Source organism: Ruegeria sp. CDSB117 (assembly GCF_059611005.1).
The window spans coordinates 1-15,989 of record NZ_JBXWOS010000040.1 but is presented as its reverse complement, the minus strand read 5'-3'; the positions used below and the strand labels follow the sequence as shown (position 1 = coordinate 15,989).

Genomic DNA, 15,989 nt, shown 5'->3' with positions numbered 1-15,989 from the left:
TGATACACCTCTGAAACTCAGTGGCTTGAAGCATGCAACAGAGACAGCAGCAACAAATTTAATGGGTCCAGAACCTAGTAGGTTTTAACAGAAAATGCGATACCGAGTGATCATTTGCTGCGCTGACTCCAACGTCCGAATACTGTTCATAGCGGGCGCGTCGTCGCTGGCTCACCATTCACTATCCCAAAAGTTTCTGAACTGAACACTCATAAACAACAGACGTTTAGACGAAGGAGAATTTCCATAGTTTACCGAAAGATGTCTTCCAGCCAAGCTTCAAAACGCTGTTTGGCTACCGCATCCGCTTTTGTGTTTTGCCCTGAAATCAAATAGTGGCTCTGTTCTATAGGAACTGCTTCACCAACTATGACGACCTTTCTTCCGGTCTCAACTGCGGTTTTGGCAAACCTCTCGATAACGATCGCATTGCCGCCACCTGCGGCCACGATGTCCACTGCGGCTATTGTCGTGTCGACCACAAAGGTTGATGCGAATTGGGTTTGTCGAACCCCGATTGCGGAAAAATACCGTTCCCACATTTGCTGGAAGCCCAGAATGTGAATGAGTGGCCGTTGTTGCAGATCGTCGATGGGAGGGGTTTCTTCCTCGACCATCTTGGGGGCAATAGGGACGATACGTTCAGTAGATATTTTCCGAGAGGGGATTTCATTCCAATCGCCACTTCCTGTCCTCAGTTCGACATCGACATTTTCGCGGCCTGCGGATTCAGCCCAAATGTTCGAGATCAGCTTTATGGAAATATCGGGATGAATCCGCAAAAACTCTGGCAACCTATGAGCGAGAAACAAGGTCGCTGTGGATATTGGCGCGCGCACGACCAGCTCGTGCTTCTGGTTTGATCCGAACAGGTTGATCGTTGACAGATCGATGTCTCTCAGGGCTTGCCGCACAGAAAAAGCGTATGCCTGACCAACTTCGGTCAGGCTAAGATTGCGTGCGGCACGATAGAACAAGGGGCAGCCAAGTTGTGCTTCCAGCGAGCGGACATGAAGGCTGAGTGCCGATTGCGTGATACCCAGCTCGGCTGCGGCAGCAGTAAAGCTCAGATGCCGCGCTGCGCATTCAAAGGACCGAAGCCAGATAGGGTTAGGAGATCGCGGCATTCTTAGCACCGAAAATTTTCGCTGATACCAGCCGGTTTTATTCGTTTTACACCCTGCCATCAACGTCTGTAGTTTTTTTCAAAGTAACATCTTTGCCGATCATCCGGCAGGAACTGGAACAGGGAAGCACGCACATGAAAGTTGGGTTTATTGGTCTTGGAAATGTCGGCGGGAAACTCAGTGGCAGTTTGCTGCGGAACGGTATTGATCTAACGGTGCATGACCTCAATCCCGAACTTGTGGATGATTTCGTGTCGCGTGGGGCAGCCCGGGGTGAAAGCCCGGCCCAACTGATGCGCGATTGCGATGCTGTTATCACCTGTCTGCCGTCTCCTGCCGCTTCGGATGTTGTCATGCAACAGATGCTGCCCGAGGTGAAACCGGGCAAAATCTGGATGGAGATGTCCACCACTGACGAGGCCGAGGTCAAACGCCTGGGCGCAATGGTGATGGACGCAGGAGGCGCAGCCGTGGATTGCCCGGTTTCGGGTGGATGCCACCGCGCGGCGACGGGCAATATCTCGATCTTTGCGGGGTGCGATCGTGCTACGTTTGACCGCATCGCGCCTTTCCTGAAAACCATGGGTCGCCGCATTCTGCACACTGGCGATCTGGGCTCGGCTTCGGTTCTGAAAGTTGTGACGAACTATCTGGCCACGGCCAATCTTGTCACCTGCTGCGAAGCGCTGGTCACCGCCAAGGCAGCCGGCATGGACCTGAACACGACCTATGAAGCGATGAAGATCAGCTCCGGCACTTCTTTTGTGCATGAAACCGAAAGCCAGGTGATCCTGAACGGCAGCCGGGACATTTCCTTTACCATGGACCTGGTCAAAAAGGATGCCGGTCTGTTCCAGCAAGTGGCCGACCGCCACAACGTGCCGCTGGAAATCTCGCCTATGCTGGTGCAGATTTTCGAGGACGGCATCGAGCGCTATGGCGAGCGTTGTTTTTCGCCCAACATCATCAAACGTCTGGAAGAGGCCACAGGTCTGGATATTCTCGCCCCCGGGTTTCCGCCGGAAATGATGGATGATGAGCCGGAAGAACCCGGTTACGAGGTGATCCCGCAAGGTTTTGAACGCGAAGCCGCTGAATAAAAAAACGGCTGAATTGTAGCGCATCTGTACATTCGGCGGGCACCCAGCAACGCGCAACCTGACGGCCGCGGGAATCGAGCATCTATCAAGAGTCGATCGCGATCTGGTCGAAGCGGGAGTGAGTGCACCTGATAGGTTCACCACTGCCGCGCTGACGGCCAGCGACTATGAGAACCAAGAGGAATCCGGTGTGCCGGTACATAATCTCTTTGGCGCATACTATGTACCAGCAACCTTCTCTAATTGAATAAATTTAAACTGTCTCACTGGCGTTGGAGCCAGACAGAAGATCAGGTTAAAAAACGGGTTTTTAACCACTCGCAAAAAGCGGTCGAATCGTGTGATCCGGCCGTACCTGTTTTGTGTTGCAAGACGTAGTGAGCCTGACCCGTATCAACGGGGGCACCGACAATTCTGATCTGGCGCCCGCTCGCGATGGCCTGCTGCGCGAACCGGTTGATCATAATAGTGCAGCCGCTTTCCGCGGCCACCAATTCGCAAGCGGCGACCGAGGTATCGACGATAAGGCGCGGAGATATATCAGCATTGGGCAGACCACGGGCCGACAGATACCGCGCCCAATGGTCGTCGAACCCGAGAACGTGAATGGCAGCTTGCGCCATCAGGTCCTCGGGTGTTTTGATCATTGGCGCGGTGCGCACACCGCAAACTGGAACGATGAATTCATCAGAAAGCTTGACCATGCGCGTGTCGGAATGGGTTTGCGGAGCCAACTGGATGTCAACGTCCACGGGATGCCCTTCCTGGCCGCTCTGCCACAGAGAGGTGACAAGTTTGATCCCGATACCGGGATGAGCTGTCTGAAAGGTCGCAAGTTGCGGCGCCAGCCAAATGATCATGGCCGCCGACGCCCGCACAACGATCGTCGTCTCCAGGGCAGGCCCGAACAGCCCGTTTGTGGAAAATGCGATGTGCTCCAGTGAATCCCGGACTGATATCAAATAGGCCCGGCCGATTTCCGTCAGTTGCAGGCTTTTGGCCTTGCGAATGAACAGCTTCTGCCCCAGCTGACCTTCCAGCGCCTTCATGTGTTGACTGACAGCCGTTTGTGTCAGCCCCAGCTCTCGACTGGCGGCGGTAAAGCTTAAATGACGTGCGGCGGCCTCGAAAGTGCGAAGCCAGTTCAGATTGAGATTGCTTTTCATTGCCCATTCATAAGTTTTTTATGTGCATGGACGCAAATTCTTTCATTTTCCTTCATTCCGGTCGGCAGTTAGACAAAAGCAACCGACGACGAAGTCGACCAGAAAAAAAGGAGCGATCTATGCCGGAGACCAATCAAGATGCAGACACCGACATGGTTTTGAGCCTTGTGGTTCTGGAGCGCTATCCCATTGCGGATCTGGAAAGTGCCGAAGGCGCTGCGTTTCTCCAGACCTGTCAGGACCAGATGGAGGAACATGGCTGGTGCAATCTGGATGGGTTCATCCGCCCCGAGGCTCTGGCGGCTCTGGCCGATGAATCCAACGCCTTGCTACCCACCGCTGACGTACTGACCATCAAACGCAACATCTACCAGGGCGCAATTGACCCGTCGCTGCCCAAGGATGATCCGCGTCGTAAGGAATATACGCATATGGCAACGCAATTGGCGGACGACCAGCTGCCGAATGAAACGCTCATTCAACGGCTTTATCAGTCGCCGCGTTTGACGGACTTTGTGCGCCGCGTCCAAAAGAAAGAGGTGCTGCATCGCTGCGCCGATGAGTTTCAAGCGCTGAATGTCGTCGCCCTGCATCCAGGAAGCTGGCACGCCTGGCATTATGATACGACGGAATGCACCGTGACGCTGCTGTTGCAGGCCGCTGAAACCGGGGGTGACTTTGCCTTCTTGCCGAACTCGCGCACCGACGAAACCGAAGACCGCGAGGCGGTGGATCGTTTGCTTGCTGGTGATATGTCCTATACGCAGAAGTTTGACCGGGGTGCCGGTACTTTTACCCTGTTTCGCGGTGGCTATTCATTGCACGGGGTGACAGAGGTCGAAGGGTCGACCCCCCGTGTCACCGCGATCATGACTTATGACGAACAGGAAGGCCGCGTGATCAGCGACGACATCAACATCCGGATCTATGGTGATCGCGTCAAAAATATCCTCGCGGAACGCGCAGCCTCCAGCATCAACGCATAAAGGACCAAGCCATGAAAACTGCTCTACTCGTCATTGATGTGCAAATGGCACTGGCTCATGAGGATGCCGCCGGTGCCGTGCGATCTTGCCCCGAGGCAGGCGACAATATCGGCCGGCTTCTCAGCCGGTTTCGCGCGCACGGTGACAAGATCGTCCATGTGCATCACCACGGGCTTGATCCGGGCGATCCATTTCATGCGGATGCGCCAGGCGCGGCTGTTCAACCCTTTGCGGCACCGCAGGGTGACGAGCCGGTGATCATCAAAAACGTCTCCAGCGCCTTCGCCGGAACCTCGCTCGAGGCTGATCTGCGCGCCGACAATATTGAGCGTGTGGTCATTTGCGGGGCCACGGCCAATCACTGTGCCGAGTCTGCCGCGCGCTCTGCAAGCAGTCTGGGCTTTGAGATGGTCTATGCCTCTGACGCCGTCTGGGCTTATGACGCGACCGGGCCGGACGGAGTGACCCACAGCGCCGAACAGATCCATTCCGTCACGCTTGCCAATCTGCAGGGTGAGTTTGGTGAGGTATGTTCGACCGACACCATCCTGAATGCCTAAGCAATATAACTAACCCCGAGGACGGCGAAGATGCGCATTGGATTTATTGGGCTTGGCACCATGGGCGGCCCGGCGGCCCTGAACCTGATCAAGGGCGGGCATGACCTGACGGTCTGCGACCTTGATCGGAACCGGGCAGAAGAGCACCTGGCGCTTGGGGCGAAGTGGGCAGAGACCCCTGCGGCAGCCGCGCAAGCGGCGGACATCGTGTTCACCATGGTCTTTGGACCAAAACAAATCGAACAAGTGGCAGGTGGCGACGATGGGCTGCGATCCGCCATGTCCGCGGGGCAGGTTTGGGTGGATATGACAACAAACAAACCCGCCTTTGTGCGCGAGCTTGCCGCCACCTTTGCTGAAAACGGTGTACAGTTGATTGATGCGCCGGTCACAGGTGCCGTCGATGGTGCACGCACCGGCAACATGCCCCAATTTGCAGGTGGGGATGAGGCGACCGTCGCGCGTATTCGCCCCGTGATGGAACTGATGGGTCCGCTTCATTACATGGGTCCCAGCGGCAGCGGGTCCGTGACGAAGCTGGCCAGCAATCAGCTTTGGGCCATCCACGCGACAGCCATGGGTGAAGCACTTGTCATGGCGGTGAAATCAGGTGTCGATCTGTCACGAGCCTGGGACGCGCTTAAGATCGGGGCCAGCGAAAGCTGGTGCATGCATCACGACGCCCCGTCCGTTTTTGCCGGACATTATGATCCGTCCTTCACACTGGATCTGTGCCAAAAGGATCTGGGCCTGATCGTTGAGGCCTGCGACGACGCCGGCACCGCCGCCCCTGCCACACGGCTGGTATGCACGCAGTTCGAAGCGGCCCGCGAAAGATACGGGGGCGACAAGGGCGAATTGCATGTGGTGAAGCTTGAAGAAGACAATGCTGGCGTGTCACTTCGCCTTGACGGGGATTGGATCCCGCACTGGGAAAAATAACAAGGGGCCCAATCTGGGCCCTAACCCCAAGGTCCCGCGATGCTGGTTAATAAGCGCATCCGCCGCCCAGCATTCGAAGGGCCGTTTTGAGGCGGTAGCTGGCGAAAATGTTGATTCTTACCGTTCCAACCCAAAATCCTAAACAGGAATACCCAAACCGACTTTCTTTCTTCCCATGACAACAGATGTGCGAAAGCGACGGACATTTGAGTTGTCGAAGAACAGCCGTTTCGTGAGTTCCTGAAAATCATCCATATCCTTTGCGGTGCAGACGAGACAAAAATCGGCGTCTCCGGTGATGTAATAGCACTGCTGTACCATAGGCTCTGATTGCGCCTGACGAGAGAATGCGTCGATCTGATCCTGACGTTCGCGTTCCAATTCGACCATGACAATGAAGCTCATCGCGACACCCAGCTTTTTGGGATCAACGATTGCGACTTCTGAAAGAATTGCGCCCGAGGTTCTGAGCGCCTTTAACCGCCGCTGAACGGAGGCCACGGACAAGCCTGTCTCGGACGCAAGCTTTTCGAGGCCCATCTTGGCATCGGCTTGCATCAACTGAAGCAGGTTTCGGTCATACTGATCGAGTTTCATGAGAAATTCCCTATAGGGTAAGAAAATTTCCCGAAAATTCGGAAAAATTGACCATAATAGGTCATCCTTCGCGTGTACAACTTTCTGTATGAAAAATCCAACGATACTCGATGTTGCAAAACCGCTGGCTCTGCTGGCTGCATGCCCCGCCTATAAACCCAGTCCGTTGGAGGCACGCAGTCTCCGAGACAGACCTATTCTGATCAAGGATGAAACCAACAGGATGGGATTGGGGGCTTTCAAAGCGCTCGGTGGCGTTTACGCTGTTGCCAAGCTGATAGAAACGCGGGTTGGTCACCCTTTGGAACCAAACGTCTTTTTGGATGATTCCGTGAAGGCCATCGCACGCTCGATGACTTTTGTCTGTGCCAGTGCAGGTAATCATGGCATGGCCGTGGCGGCCGGTGCGCGGCTGTTTGGCGCAAAGGCCCGCATTCACCTTGCAGAAACAGTGCCAGAGGATTTTGCAATTCGCCTGCGGGACAAAGGCGCGGAAGTTGTCCGATCGGGTGACGATTACGAGGCGAGCGTTGCGGCAGCCATAGCCGACGCCGAGGCGTCCGGCGCAATTCACCTCGCCGATGGATCGTGGCCTGGATATTCGGAACCTCCGCGGTTGGTAATGGAAGGCTATACCGTCATCGCCGAAGAAATGCGGACAGAGATGGAAAGCTCTGGGAATTGGCCCAGCCACGTTTACTTGCAGGCAGGTGTTGGTGGGCTGGCTGCGGGGATCGCTTACATGATCCGGTCCACCTGGGCGGTTCAGCCAAAGATCATAGTGGTTGAACCTGATGCAGCCCCTTGCCTTGCCGAAAGCGCCCGGGCGGGACAGACCGTAACGGTTGAGGGCCCCGTATCCAATATGGGGCGCTTGGACTGCAAAACGCCTTCTATGTTGGCTTTCGAAATTCTGGAACGGTGCGCCGACGACTGGGTAACGGTAACTGACTTGCAGGCCGTGGGCGCTGTAAAACATGCGCGCGATCTGGGCTTTTCCACTACGCCATCTGGCGCAGCGGGGCTTGCAGCCTTGTTGACGGACGAGGCCAAATTGCCGTTGATCGTGCTGTCCGAGGGAGATGTTCCCGATGCTTGATCTCGTTGCGTTTCGCCGTGATCTGCATGCTCACCCTGAAATAGGCTTCGACATTGATCGGACCTCGGATCTGATCGCGACCGAGTTGGAACGCGCAGGGCTTGAGGTCACTCGGGGTGTAGGCCGCACGGGCATTGTGGCCACCTTGCGCCGTGGTCCGGACGAAACAGCAATCGGTTTTCGAGCCGACATGGACGCGCTGCCGATACACGAGGCCACCAACTTGCCGTACCGTTCGGGAACGGAAGGCAAGTTTCATGGATGTGGCCATGATGGCCACAGCACCATGCTGCTGGGTGCCGCGCTGGAGCTTGCGGCAGACCCGTCTTTTGACCGCACCATTCAATTCATCTTTCAGCCGGACGAAGAAAACGGAAACGGGGCAGCCGCGATGATCTCGGACGGTTTGTTTGAACGCTTCCCGATGGCCGCAATCTTTGGCCTTCACAACATGCCCGGAATGGAGCTTGGTCACTTTGCCACTCAAGCGGGCTCATTCTGCGCGTTCGAGGATAATTTTGAGATACGCGTTCAGGGTCAGGGCGGGCACGCGTCGATGCCGGAAAAAGGCGTTGATCCGATTGTGACTGGGGCCGCAATTGTGCAGCAGTTGCAATCGATCGTCTCTCGCTCGGTTTCGGCGAGCGAGCATGCGGTGGTTTCCGTAACGGAGTTCCTGACAGACGGTGCACGAAACATCTTGCCCAGCAACGTAACCCTAAGGGGGGATTGCCGGGGCTTTTCCAGGGATGTGTCCGAAAATATCGAGCGCCGAATGCGCACCATTGTCGCCGGTGTTTGTGCCGCGCAAGGCGCAGAGGCGGAGGTTGATTACTCGACTTCCTTCCGGCCATTGGTGAACGATGCCAGAGCCACTGACATGATCGCGGGTGCCGCTCATGAGGTTGGCAGCGTTGATGCGGATTACGGTCGGGTAGGATTCTCTGAAGATTTTGCAGAGTTTCTTGCCCACCGCCCCGGGGCCTTCATCCTGATGGGCAACGGAGTGGAGGGCAACAATTCGATGCCGCTTCATAACCCGTCGTATGATTTCAACGATGAAGCAATCAGGCACGGGATTGCGTTCTGGACCAGCACGGCACGACGGGAATTTTGATGGCAAGTGACGCCTGAGCAAACGTCAATAATGGGCAATTTTTCCACCCCTGCTGTCCCCAATCGAACCTTCGGCTGATCTCATGCGGCAAATGTTCTCTTTGTTGGGCCACTTCATCTGGTGACCACCGCTAGGGTCGGTCGCATCGAGACCCAGAAACATTGTGGGAAGCAGGTGACGCAAAGCCTCATGGTCACGAACTTCGACCCGGCAGATCGCGGCGACTCTGTTTCGTATCGTCTTCCGCGCCATATGAACCAAAACCTGCGGGGCGGGTGCTTTTTTCTTACGCCGACGGCAGATCCCAAAGGTTAATAGATGGTTAACATATCTCGGTACTTGATTGCGCGGCGATCTTCTTGTTTTACTGAAAATCAAATCAACCCATGCCCAAACGCGGTGTGAATATACAGTGACAATCGGTAACAAAACTCTGAATCTACAGAACTTTATGACGATGCGGGCAATGGAGTAGCAAGATGAATCAAGACGATGGATCATCACGCAATGAGTTTGGGAACCCCGGCTCGATTGACGATATGGTGGCGATGTATCTGGAAGCGCTTGAGGGTGTTCTAGGCTCGCTGCGGGACTACAGCGAAAAGGGTGCACGGGTCGAACCCGACGTGATGTTTCTGCTTGCACAGGCACAAGCCCGGTGGCTCAGTTCAGCTTTGCGGTACTGGCAGCAGATTGCGACCATCGTCTCGACCCAAGGGACAGACGCGATCGAAGCAACCATACCCAGTGCGGATGGCCCGTCATTGGAGGCCAGACAGCTGATCGTGCTGGACAAGGCCCGTGCCGTGTTGCGCGAAATATCGGATCTGTCGCTGAGCGAGGCAAAACTGCTGCAACGTGATCTTATGGAAATCGAGGCAGAGCTTCGCAAGTCAGTCGGCCCCGAGGGTGACGACCGGGAAGGCCCCCATCGCTATGCAAAATCCAAACCATGAATAACGAAGGTGCCCGCGCCGATTGGGTGATACCGGAACTGGGATTTGAGTCTGAGACCGAACGGTTGCGCACTGCCATCGGCGCGTGGGTTGAATCCACACCCGAGGAGATGCGGCCGCAGTTGGAAGAGCAGTTTCTGGCCGGCTCAAAGTATTTTCGCCCATTGACCATCTTTGCCTGTCAGACGGCTGTCGGCAGCGAGGAGATCACGGATGAAACCATACAGGCAGCCGTAACGCTTGAGCTGTTTCATAACATGACGCTGGTTGTGGACGACATTCTGGACCAGTCGGACGAACGGCGCGGCAAACCGACCATGCACACGGCCTTTGGGCAACTTGCGGCGCTGATGACGTCCGGGTTCATGGTTGCGGAAGGCTATCGGATGATGGCGACCGAGCCGCAGGTGATCGGGTTGTTGTCCGAGCTAATGTCCCGGCTTGGCGCGGCCGAGATCGCGCAGTGGAACAGCCGCACGATGCCGCGCGGGGTCGAGGATTGGCGCAAGCTGGCGCAGGAAGACACTGGTTCGATGTTTGAGGTGGCTGCTTGTCTCGGCGACCGTAGCGAGGGGTTGCGCCATTTCGGTGGTCTGCTGGGCACCCTGTATCACGCCTGTGATGACGTGTCCGACGTGCGTGGAACCGAAGCCCTGGGCGGTGGGGGTGAAGAGGATATCCGCGACGGGATTCTAACCCTGCCAGCCGCGATCGCCGTGCGCGAGCCTGTGATCGCTGAAATGTTCCGCGATCCAAACCCGGAAAATTACGACGCCCTGGCCGAGGCCTTTCGCGCCGCTTTGCCAGAAGCCGAGGCCGAACTGGACCGGATCGCCGCCAGCGCGATAGCTGAGGCCAATCGATTTGCCCGGAACCCGAAGAAGCTGATTACGCTTGTGGATCGCACGCGCGCTTTGGGCGAAGCCCGCTGATCACAAATAGGCGCGCGCTGCCTTCAGATACTGGCTGTCGAACCCTTCCTCGAACTGCGCCATCAGCGGTTCGACAAGCGCGCGTTGTGCGTCTTCCGCGGGCTGCAAAGATGCCAGACCCAGTGCCGCGCGCAGTTGCCATGCCAGCGCGGAACGGCTTTCGGCCGCGTCAAATGCAGCGCGATAATGTCGCTCTGCGCCACTGGTATCGCCACGTTTCTGCGCCAGTTCCCCTTTGACCAGACTCAAGTCAAGGACGTGGTTCAGTTCGCCTCCATCTTGCAATGGTTGGTCTAGCCCGTCCAGAACACGTGCGGCATCCTCGATCCGGTCCTGCGCCAGCAGCAAGCGCGCGTGATTGGCTTCGAAGCAGACGCGGTGGTAATGGACACCAGCATTCTTACAGGCAGCAACAGCCGTGGCCGTGATCTTTTCGGCCTCTTCCAGTTGACCGAGTTTTGCCATCGCCCGGGCGCGCCAGAACGATGCCCAGACACCCAGGAACCTGTAGCCATATTCTCCGGCAACCGCGCTGCATTCTTCGGTCAGGTCCATGACCTGTTCCCAGTCACCGTTCCAGTCGTGAATGCGGATCACACCGTTGGACAGAGCATAGACAAGCGAATAGGGGTCTGGCAGCGATCGGGTGTAATTCAGGATGTCGTTGCCGACCTTCACCGCCTGATCCGGGCGGCCCAGAGACCAAAGCGCCGCTGCCCGGAAACACTCTGAGATCACTTTGGGTTCTGCGGCCGACAGGCGCGGCCCCGGCTGGTCCCAAATGCCTTCTTCATAAAGCTGCAGCACCCGTTCGCCATAACGCACCGACTCGGCGTAGTCGCCACGGTTGAAATGCGACCATGCCTGCATGGAGGCGGAATAGACTTCATAGCGGGCATTGCCGCTGCGCGTAGCTTCGTCTGCAAGCGCCGCAAAGGTCTCGTGCCCCGAGCTTACGTCGCCACGCATGGTTTCAAATGCCCCGATGCCGTAAAGAACCGCAACGCGCAGGTCGGGGTCGTCAACATCCTGAAACAGTTCGCGGGAACGCTCAAAAGCGGTCTGCGCCTGCGGCGAGGCATAGCTGGTCGCCGCAAAGTGCACGACGCCGATGGTTGACTGCAATTGCAGCTCCAACTTGGCGCGATCAGTCAGGTCGTCGACCTCGCCGACATATTCCAATCCGTTGCTAAGCTGCGCTAGTGCCTCCTTCATCGAGGCCCGGCTCCAGGCAGATTTACCAGCTGTCAGCCAATAGGGAACTGACCGGTCGCCCAGACCGGCGGCAACAAAATGGTTTGCCACCTGTTCCGGACCGGACTTGCAGCGTTCGGGAAATTTTTCTTCCAGTGTTTCGGCAATCTTGCCATGCAATTGTTGCCGCCGCCGCCGCAATATGGACCGGTACGCGGCCTCCTGAATCAAGGCATGGCGGAACATCAGGCTGTGACCGGTTTGGTCCGGGTATGCGAGGTCTGCCTCACCCAGTTGCGAAAGCGAGTCTGAGAGCTCGGGCAGCGGAGTTCCGGTCACCTGAGACAGCAGGTCGACATCGAATTCCCGGCCGATCACGGCCCCGATCTGGGCGTATTCGCGGGCGGCCCCCAGCTTGTCGAGACGCGCCATCAAACTGTCTTGCAGGGTTTCAGGCACCAAATCCGCGCTGTTTCTGAATTCCATCGCAGAGCGGGTCAGCTCTTCGGCAAACAGTGGTACGCCATCTGACCGTTCAAGCAATTGCTGGCGCTGCTCGGCCGAAAAAGCATCCGAACCTGTCATACTGTCCAACAGCTCTTCGACTTCAGCTGGCTTGAGGCGCGCGAGTTCGCAGGTTTCCAGATGATCCACCTGCCAATCATGGGTGAATTCCGGCCTGCAGGTCACAAGCAACAAGATCTGATGATCGGCGAGTTTGGCGGCGAGTTTGGTCAGCAAATCCAGCGATGTGGGGTCGATCCAGTGCAAGTCTTCAAAATGCACCAACAATGGTGCCCGCTTTGACAGAACGATGACCTGTTCGATCAGCATGTCGATCGTGCGGGTCTTTTGCAGCTCGGGCGACAGGTTCAGCGGTGGATACCTGTCACAGGGCAGCGAAAACAAAGACGCCATCAGCGCGCGGGCTTCGTTCAGATCGTTTTCGGCGACGACCAGTTTTTCCAGCTTGTCCAGCCGGGCTTCGCTGTCATCGTCTTCCTTGAACCCGAGCACGTTTTCGATCTGACGGCGGATAGGGTACAGGGCCGTATTCTCAAAATAAGGTGCGGATTGCAGGTGGAGAACGGTTGCACCTTCGCCCTTGGCCTGATCCACCACCTCATATGTGAGGCGGCTTTTGCCGATGCCAGCCTCACCTGAGACAAGGCAAACATTCCCCTTCTTGGATTTGGCATCTTCCCAGGCCGACATCAGGCGCGTCCGTTCCGGCGTGCGACCGACCAGAGGCGTAAGCTGCCGCCGAGCCGAGGTGACGGTGAACCGGTCCTGGCGCTGTGCTGTGGATATGACACGCCACGCCACCTGACCGGGTTCAAACCCCTTCAGATGGATGTTCTCCAGTGCCTCATAGACGAACATATCCCCCAGCAGCGAGTGTGTCCTTTTGCCGATAACAATTTGCCCCGGCTTTGCCAGGCCCTGCAATCTGGCGGCAAGATTGGGCGTATCGCCAGCCACGGCAGACGTCGAGTTCACTCCGAGCTGGTCAAGATCGCCGGCCACCACCAATCCGGTTGCAATGCCGATGCGGACCTGCAGGCGATCACCAGCTGCAGTATCCAGGCCGGCGACGGCCTCGACAATCTCCAAAGCCGCGCGGCATGCGCGTTCTGCCGCGTCCTCTTGGGCGACCGGATAGCCAAAATAGATTACAACGCCATCACCAAGATATTGGGCCACGTGCCCCCTGGCATCTTTGATCAACTGCGACACGGTATCCTGGTACAACGCCATAAGGTCGCGATAATCTTCAGGATCAAGCCGCGCCGACAGGGCGGTCGAGCCAACCAGATCACAAAACATGATCGTAAGGTGCCGCCGTTCGGCGCTTTCTTCGCCCGTCATGGCTCCGCTGGGTCTGGGCTGTGCCGCGTCCGGCTTCATCGCCGCGATCGCCTTGCTGATCTTGAGCCGATGACCCAACACCGTGACACCCATTTCTCTGAGATGGTCGCCGGTCACATCTTCAAGAATGTCCAGGTCGATGCCGTTCTCATCAAACAGTTCGGTGTATTGTGGCAGGCCAATTTCGTTCAGCCATGCCGCAATCGATTTAGTAGTCATCAGTCGTCTCTTACTCGTGCGAGGTATTCTTGGTTACTTTTTACGGGGCTTGCCGTCTTCTGTATAGTTCCAGAACATTGGACCAAGGCCCAAAGTCTTTTCGTTCCACTTACTTGCAGGCAGCCAATCCGTAAACAGGGAACCTAGGTTCTCTGGGCTTGGCGTGAATTTCGACTTCGGGAACTTGAAGTCTTTTGGTGGCCATAGCTTGTTGATACCCAGCGCTTTGTCCGCAAGCGTCCAGGCTTTTGCACTGGCGGCATAAGGTGCCCAAGCGATCTTGAGCGTCTGAAACATCTGACTGGGATAGAAATCGGGTGTAATCACCTCTACCGGTTTACCTGCATCGCCTTTGTCCGGTTCTCTCTGCGCGGCCTGACGTACGCCTTCGGCTGCGATCAACCCTGTTGCACAAGCGCCTTCGACGGTCGAAACATCCGCGAAATTTCTGACATAAGTTCCTGCCAGAAACAGGTTTTCGAATTTGGTGTTGACCTCGGGGCGATGTTCCCAGCTGCCGGTTAGATTGGCAAAAAGCTCTTCGCCTGTATTTGTATCGACCGAAGTCTGGAACAGATCGATATCGGCCTCGGTTATTTCTAACTTGGCAGTGATTTCTCGCAGAATATAGTCGATCGCGGTTTTGGGGTTTTTGAGATCCAGAATGAGGTTCTGGTTTTCGTCCCGGCGTTCGGGTTTTACAGACAGCAGCGATTTGAAATCCGAAACTGTCACATAAAGGAAGGTGTTTTTGAGGCCCCACGTCGCCGAGTAGTTGAGGAACGTCATCTCATAGGGCGTATCCATGAAAACCACCACTTCCGTAGGGATGCCGGGTAGTTTCCGCTTGAGATAAAGCTCCACCGACGCCATCGGCTCGGCCTCCAGATACCTCAACTGGCCTAGGGCAGGGTCGGCATTGTACAAATCATCGGTCACCATCGATGCCATTGCACCGGGGGTGATGCCGATGATCACATTCTCATCGCTGACATCCACTTCGATGTCTTTCTTTGCGATCCCCCATTTGGGGTTAACTGATGGCGATTTGGTTACCTTGTCAAACACCAGCCGCTCGATCCGAGTGCCGTCTGCGTTGGGATGCACTTCGCGAATTCGGTGGCGGTACTTGAGCTCAAACCGGTCTCCGAACTGATCAAGCTTTTTGTGGAAGGGATCAATCAGAGTTTCTTTCTTGGACCCATCAAACAGCCAAAGCTGCGGAACCGGAACGCGGTTGCCGTACTTCAGGAAGGTCTTGTAGCTGCGCGCCGAAGCTTGCCAGCTGTCAATCGCCCACACGGTTTGCCAGATCTTCTCATGAAGCTTCGCCACCACATCGGTGCAATAGGGCCGCCCGCGCAGCCAGCCGTTGAACGACATCCGGTCAAGCTTGTCATCTTCACTGTCCGGGATCGAAAGCAGATCGACCATCGAATACATGAACAGGAATAGTTCAGCAGGCGGCGCTGCGCCGCCGGTGAGATTTCGGTAGAAATCCTGAATGCCGCCCGGGTTCACCATTTCGGGCATGTTGTCGAGATCACCGTCATAGAGAAACTTGAAGGCTTCGCGTGGTGTGAAGTTGTCTTCGATCCCAAGGTCTTTGGCGACCGACCAGAAGTTGTAATACCAATTGCACAGCATGTGATAGCTGTGCTCGCGCGGATAATCACCGTGGTCGTGCTCCTTATGGGACCGCAACATTCCACCAATGAAATTGTCCTGCTCATACAGTGTGACGTGGTATCCTCGCTCCAACAAACGAAGAGCCGCGGTGAGCCCGGCAATCCCGGCCCCGACGATAGTTACTTTATGCATGCTCACTCCCCCGGTTTTCTGCGTCACAAGCCTGCAATTCCAAACCGGCGACGTCAAAACTTATCTAAGGTTACGCTGCTTGGGGCATCAAAGGAAACATTTTCAGAGTGTTGCAGGAAAATGATCCGCAGGATGAAAGGCAACGGAATGTGTCGCGGCATTGCAAGCTGCTTTGAAATAAAAGTTCAGAGATTGGGCTTGGACCCTAAATTGCAAAAGCAACAAAACTTAGGCTCCAGACTCATTGATTTACAACCAGAATAGAACGGTAGCCGCGAGTGCGATGGCTGACAGGAAGACCTTC

The 15,989-nt window shown here is 56.1% G+C and carries 13 protein-coding genes; 8 read left to right on the top strand and 5 right to left on the bottom strand.

The genetic code is table 11. The annotated features are described in order from the left end of the window. Positions 1 to 251: 251 nt before the first annotated feature. Entirely contained in the window at positions 252 to 1,127 is an 876-nt protein-coding gene (locus tag AC2FJC_RS22790) for a LysR family transcriptional regulator (RefSeq protein ID WP_496741913.1), read from the bottom strand. Positions 1,128 to 1,261: 134 nt separating this feature from the next. Between AC2FJC_RS22790 and AC2FJC_RS22785 the strand changes: the two genes are divergently transcribed. Then, positions 1,262 to 2,227 carry an NAD(P)-dependent oxidoreductase gene (locus AC2FJC_RS22785; protein WP_496741911.1) on the top strand — a complete coding sequence of 322 codons (966 nt, stop codon included), beginning with the start codon at positions 1,262 to 1,264 and terminating at the stop codon, positions 2,225 to 2,227. A gap of 290 nt (positions 2,228 to 2,517) precedes the next feature. On the opposite strand, the gene AC2FJC_RS22780 is transcribed toward AC2FJC_RS22785, so the two are convergent. Continuing rightward, complete coding sequence (locus AC2FJC_RS22780; RefSeq protein ID WP_496741909.1) at positions 2,518 to 3,393, bottom strand: LysR family transcriptional regulator; 876 nt, start codon at positions 3,391 to 3,393, stop codon at positions 2,518 to 2,520. Positions 3,394 to 3,512: 119 nt separating this feature from the next. On the opposite strand from AC2FJC_RS22780, the gene AC2FJC_RS22775 reads away from it, so the two are divergent. Genes AC2FJC_RS22775 through AC2FJC_RS22765 form a run of 3 tightly spaced genes read left to right on the top strand, consistent with a single transcriptional unit; the run spans position 3,513 to position 5,881 of the window. Further along, positions 3,513 to 4,379, top strand: a complete 867-nt coding sequence (locus tag AC2FJC_RS22775; RefSeq protein WP_496741907.1) for a HalD/BesD family halogenase — start codon at positions 3,513 to 3,515, stop codon at positions 4,377 to 4,379. A gap of 11 nt (positions 4,380 to 4,390) precedes the next feature. Next, positions 4,391 to 4,939, top strand: coding sequence for an isochorismatase family protein (locus AC2FJC_RS22770; RefSeq protein WP_109312362.1), 549 nt, complete (start codon positions 4,391 to 4,393; stop codon positions 4,937 to 4,939). 30 nt (positions 4,940 to 4,969) lie between these two features. Then, positions 4,970 to 5,881, top strand: coding sequence for an NAD(P)-dependent oxidoreductase (locus tag AC2FJC_RS22765; protein WP_496741905.1), 912 nt, complete (start codon positions 4,970 to 4,972; stop codon positions 5,879 to 5,881). Between the two features lie 138 nt (positions 5,882 to 6,019). Here the strand turns inward: AC2FJC_RS22765 and AC2FJC_RS22760 are convergent, their stop codons facing one another. Next, positions 6,020 to 6,478, bottom strand: coding sequence for an Lrp/AsnC family transcriptional regulator (locus tag AC2FJC_RS22760; RefSeq protein ID WP_496741903.1), 459 nt, complete (start codon positions 6,476 to 6,478; stop codon positions 6,020 to 6,022). 88 nt (positions 6,479 to 6,566) lie between these two features. On the opposite strand from AC2FJC_RS22760, the gene AC2FJC_RS22755 reads away from it, so the two are divergent. The 4 genes from AC2FJC_RS22755 to AC2FJC_RS22740 all read left to right on the top strand — a co-directional run bounded on the left by AC2FJC_RS22755 (position 6,567) and on the right by AC2FJC_RS22740 (position 10,582). After that, positions 6,567 to 7,577 carry a pyridoxal-phosphate dependent enzyme gene (locus AC2FJC_RS22755; protein WP_496741901.1) on the top strand — a complete coding sequence of 337 codons (1,011 nt, stop codon included), beginning with the start codon at positions 6,567 to 6,569 and terminating at the stop codon, positions 7,575 to 7,577. After that, positions 7,570 to 8,694, top strand: a complete 1,125-nt coding sequence (locus AC2FJC_RS22750) for an amidohydrolase (protein WP_496741899.1) — start codon at positions 7,570 to 7,572, stop codon at positions 8,692 to 8,694. Before AC2FJC_RS22755 ends, AC2FJC_RS22750 begins: the two co-directional genes overlap by 8 nt. Before the next feature lie 479 nt (positions 8,695 to 9,173). Further along, the gene (locus tag AC2FJC_RS22745) at positions 9,174 to 9,650 is read left to right on the top strand and encodes a hypothetical protein (RefSeq protein WP_496725186.1); all 477 of its coding nucleotides are present in this window, start codon (positions 9,174 to 9,176) and stop codon (positions 9,648 to 9,650) included. After that, the gene (locus AC2FJC_RS22740) at positions 9,647 to 10,582 is read left to right on the top strand and encodes a polyprenyl synthetase family protein (protein ID WP_496741897.1); all 936 of its coding nucleotides are present in this window, start codon (positions 9,647 to 9,649) and stop codon (positions 10,580 to 10,582) included. The genes AC2FJC_RS22745 and AC2FJC_RS22740 overlap by 4 nt, the downstream gene beginning before the upstream one ends. Here the strand turns inward: AC2FJC_RS22740 and AC2FJC_RS22735 are convergent, their stop codons facing one another. Both AC2FJC_RS22735 and AC2FJC_RS22730 read right to left on the bottom strand, forming a co-directional pair. After that, a complete protein-coding gene (locus AC2FJC_RS22735) occupies positions 10,583 to 13,864 on the bottom strand; it encodes an adenylate/guanylate cyclase domain-containing protein (RefSeq protein WP_496741895.1) in 3,282 nt (1,093 codons plus the stop codon). A 33-nt stretch (positions 13,865 to 13,897) separates the two neighbouring features. Beyond that, positions 13,898 to 15,685 carry an FAD-dependent oxidoreductase gene (locus AC2FJC_RS22730; RefSeq protein WP_496741893.1) on the bottom strand — a complete coding sequence of 596 codons (1,788 nt, stop codon included), beginning with the start codon at positions 15,683 to 15,685 and terminating at the stop codon, positions 13,898 to 13,900. Positions 15,686 to 15,989 lie beyond the last annotated feature (304 nt).

What these genes read in the sequence shown, in the direction of transcription:
- AC2FJC_RS22730 (WP_496741893.1), bottom strand. Translation starts at nt 15,685, where the DNA reads ATGCATAAAGTAACTATCGTCGGGGCCGGGATTGCCGGGCTCACCGCG.
- AC2FJC_RS22770 (WP_109312362.1), top strand. Translation starts at nt 4,391, where the DNA reads ATGAAAACTGCTCTACTCGTCATTGATGTGCAAATGGCACTGGCTCAT.
- AC2FJC_RS22790 (WP_496741913.1), bottom strand. Translation starts at nt 1,127, where the DNA reads ATGCCGCGATCTCCTAACCCTATCTGGCTTCGGTCCTTTGAATGCGCA.
- AC2FJC_RS22775 (WP_496741907.1), top strand. Translation starts at nt 3,513, where the DNA reads ATGCCGGAGACCAATCAAGATGCAGACACCGACATGGTTTTGAGCCTT.
- AC2FJC_RS22735 (WP_496741895.1), bottom strand. Translation starts at nt 13,864, where the DNA reads ATGACTACTAAATCGATTGCGGCATGGCTGAACGAAATTGGCCTGCCA.
- AC2FJC_RS22760 (WP_496741903.1), bottom strand. Translation starts at nt 6,478, where the DNA reads ATGAAACTCGATCAGTATGACCGAAACCTGCTTCAGTTGATGCAAGCC.
- AC2FJC_RS22740 (WP_496741897.1), top strand. Translation starts at nt 9,647, where the DNA reads ATGAATAACGAAGGTGCCCGCGCCGATTGGGTGATACCGGAACTGGGA.
- AC2FJC_RS22745 (WP_496725186.1), top strand. Translation starts at nt 9,174, where the DNA reads ATGAATCAAGACGATGGATCATCACGCAATGAGTTTGGGAACCCCGGC.
- AC2FJC_RS22780 (WP_496741909.1), bottom strand. Translation starts at nt 3,393, where the DNA reads ATGAAAAGCAATCTCAATCTGAACTGGCTTCGCACTTTCGAGGCCGCC.
- AC2FJC_RS22765 (WP_496741905.1), top strand. Translation starts at nt 4,970, where the DNA reads ATGCGCATTGGATTTATTGGGCTTGGCACCATGGGCGGCCCGGCGGCC.
- AC2FJC_RS22755 (WP_496741901.1), top strand. Translation starts at nt 6,567, where the DNA reads ATGAAAAATCCAACGATACTCGATGTTGCAAAACCGCTGGCTCTGCTG.
- AC2FJC_RS22750 (WP_496741899.1), top strand. Translation starts at nt 7,570, where the DNA reads ATGCTTGATCTCGTTGCGTTTCGCCGTGATCTGCATGCTCACCCTGAA.
- AC2FJC_RS22785 (WP_496741911.1), top strand. Translation starts at nt 1,262, where the DNA reads ATGAAAGTTGGGTTTATTGGTCTTGGAAATGTCGGCGGGAAACTCAGT.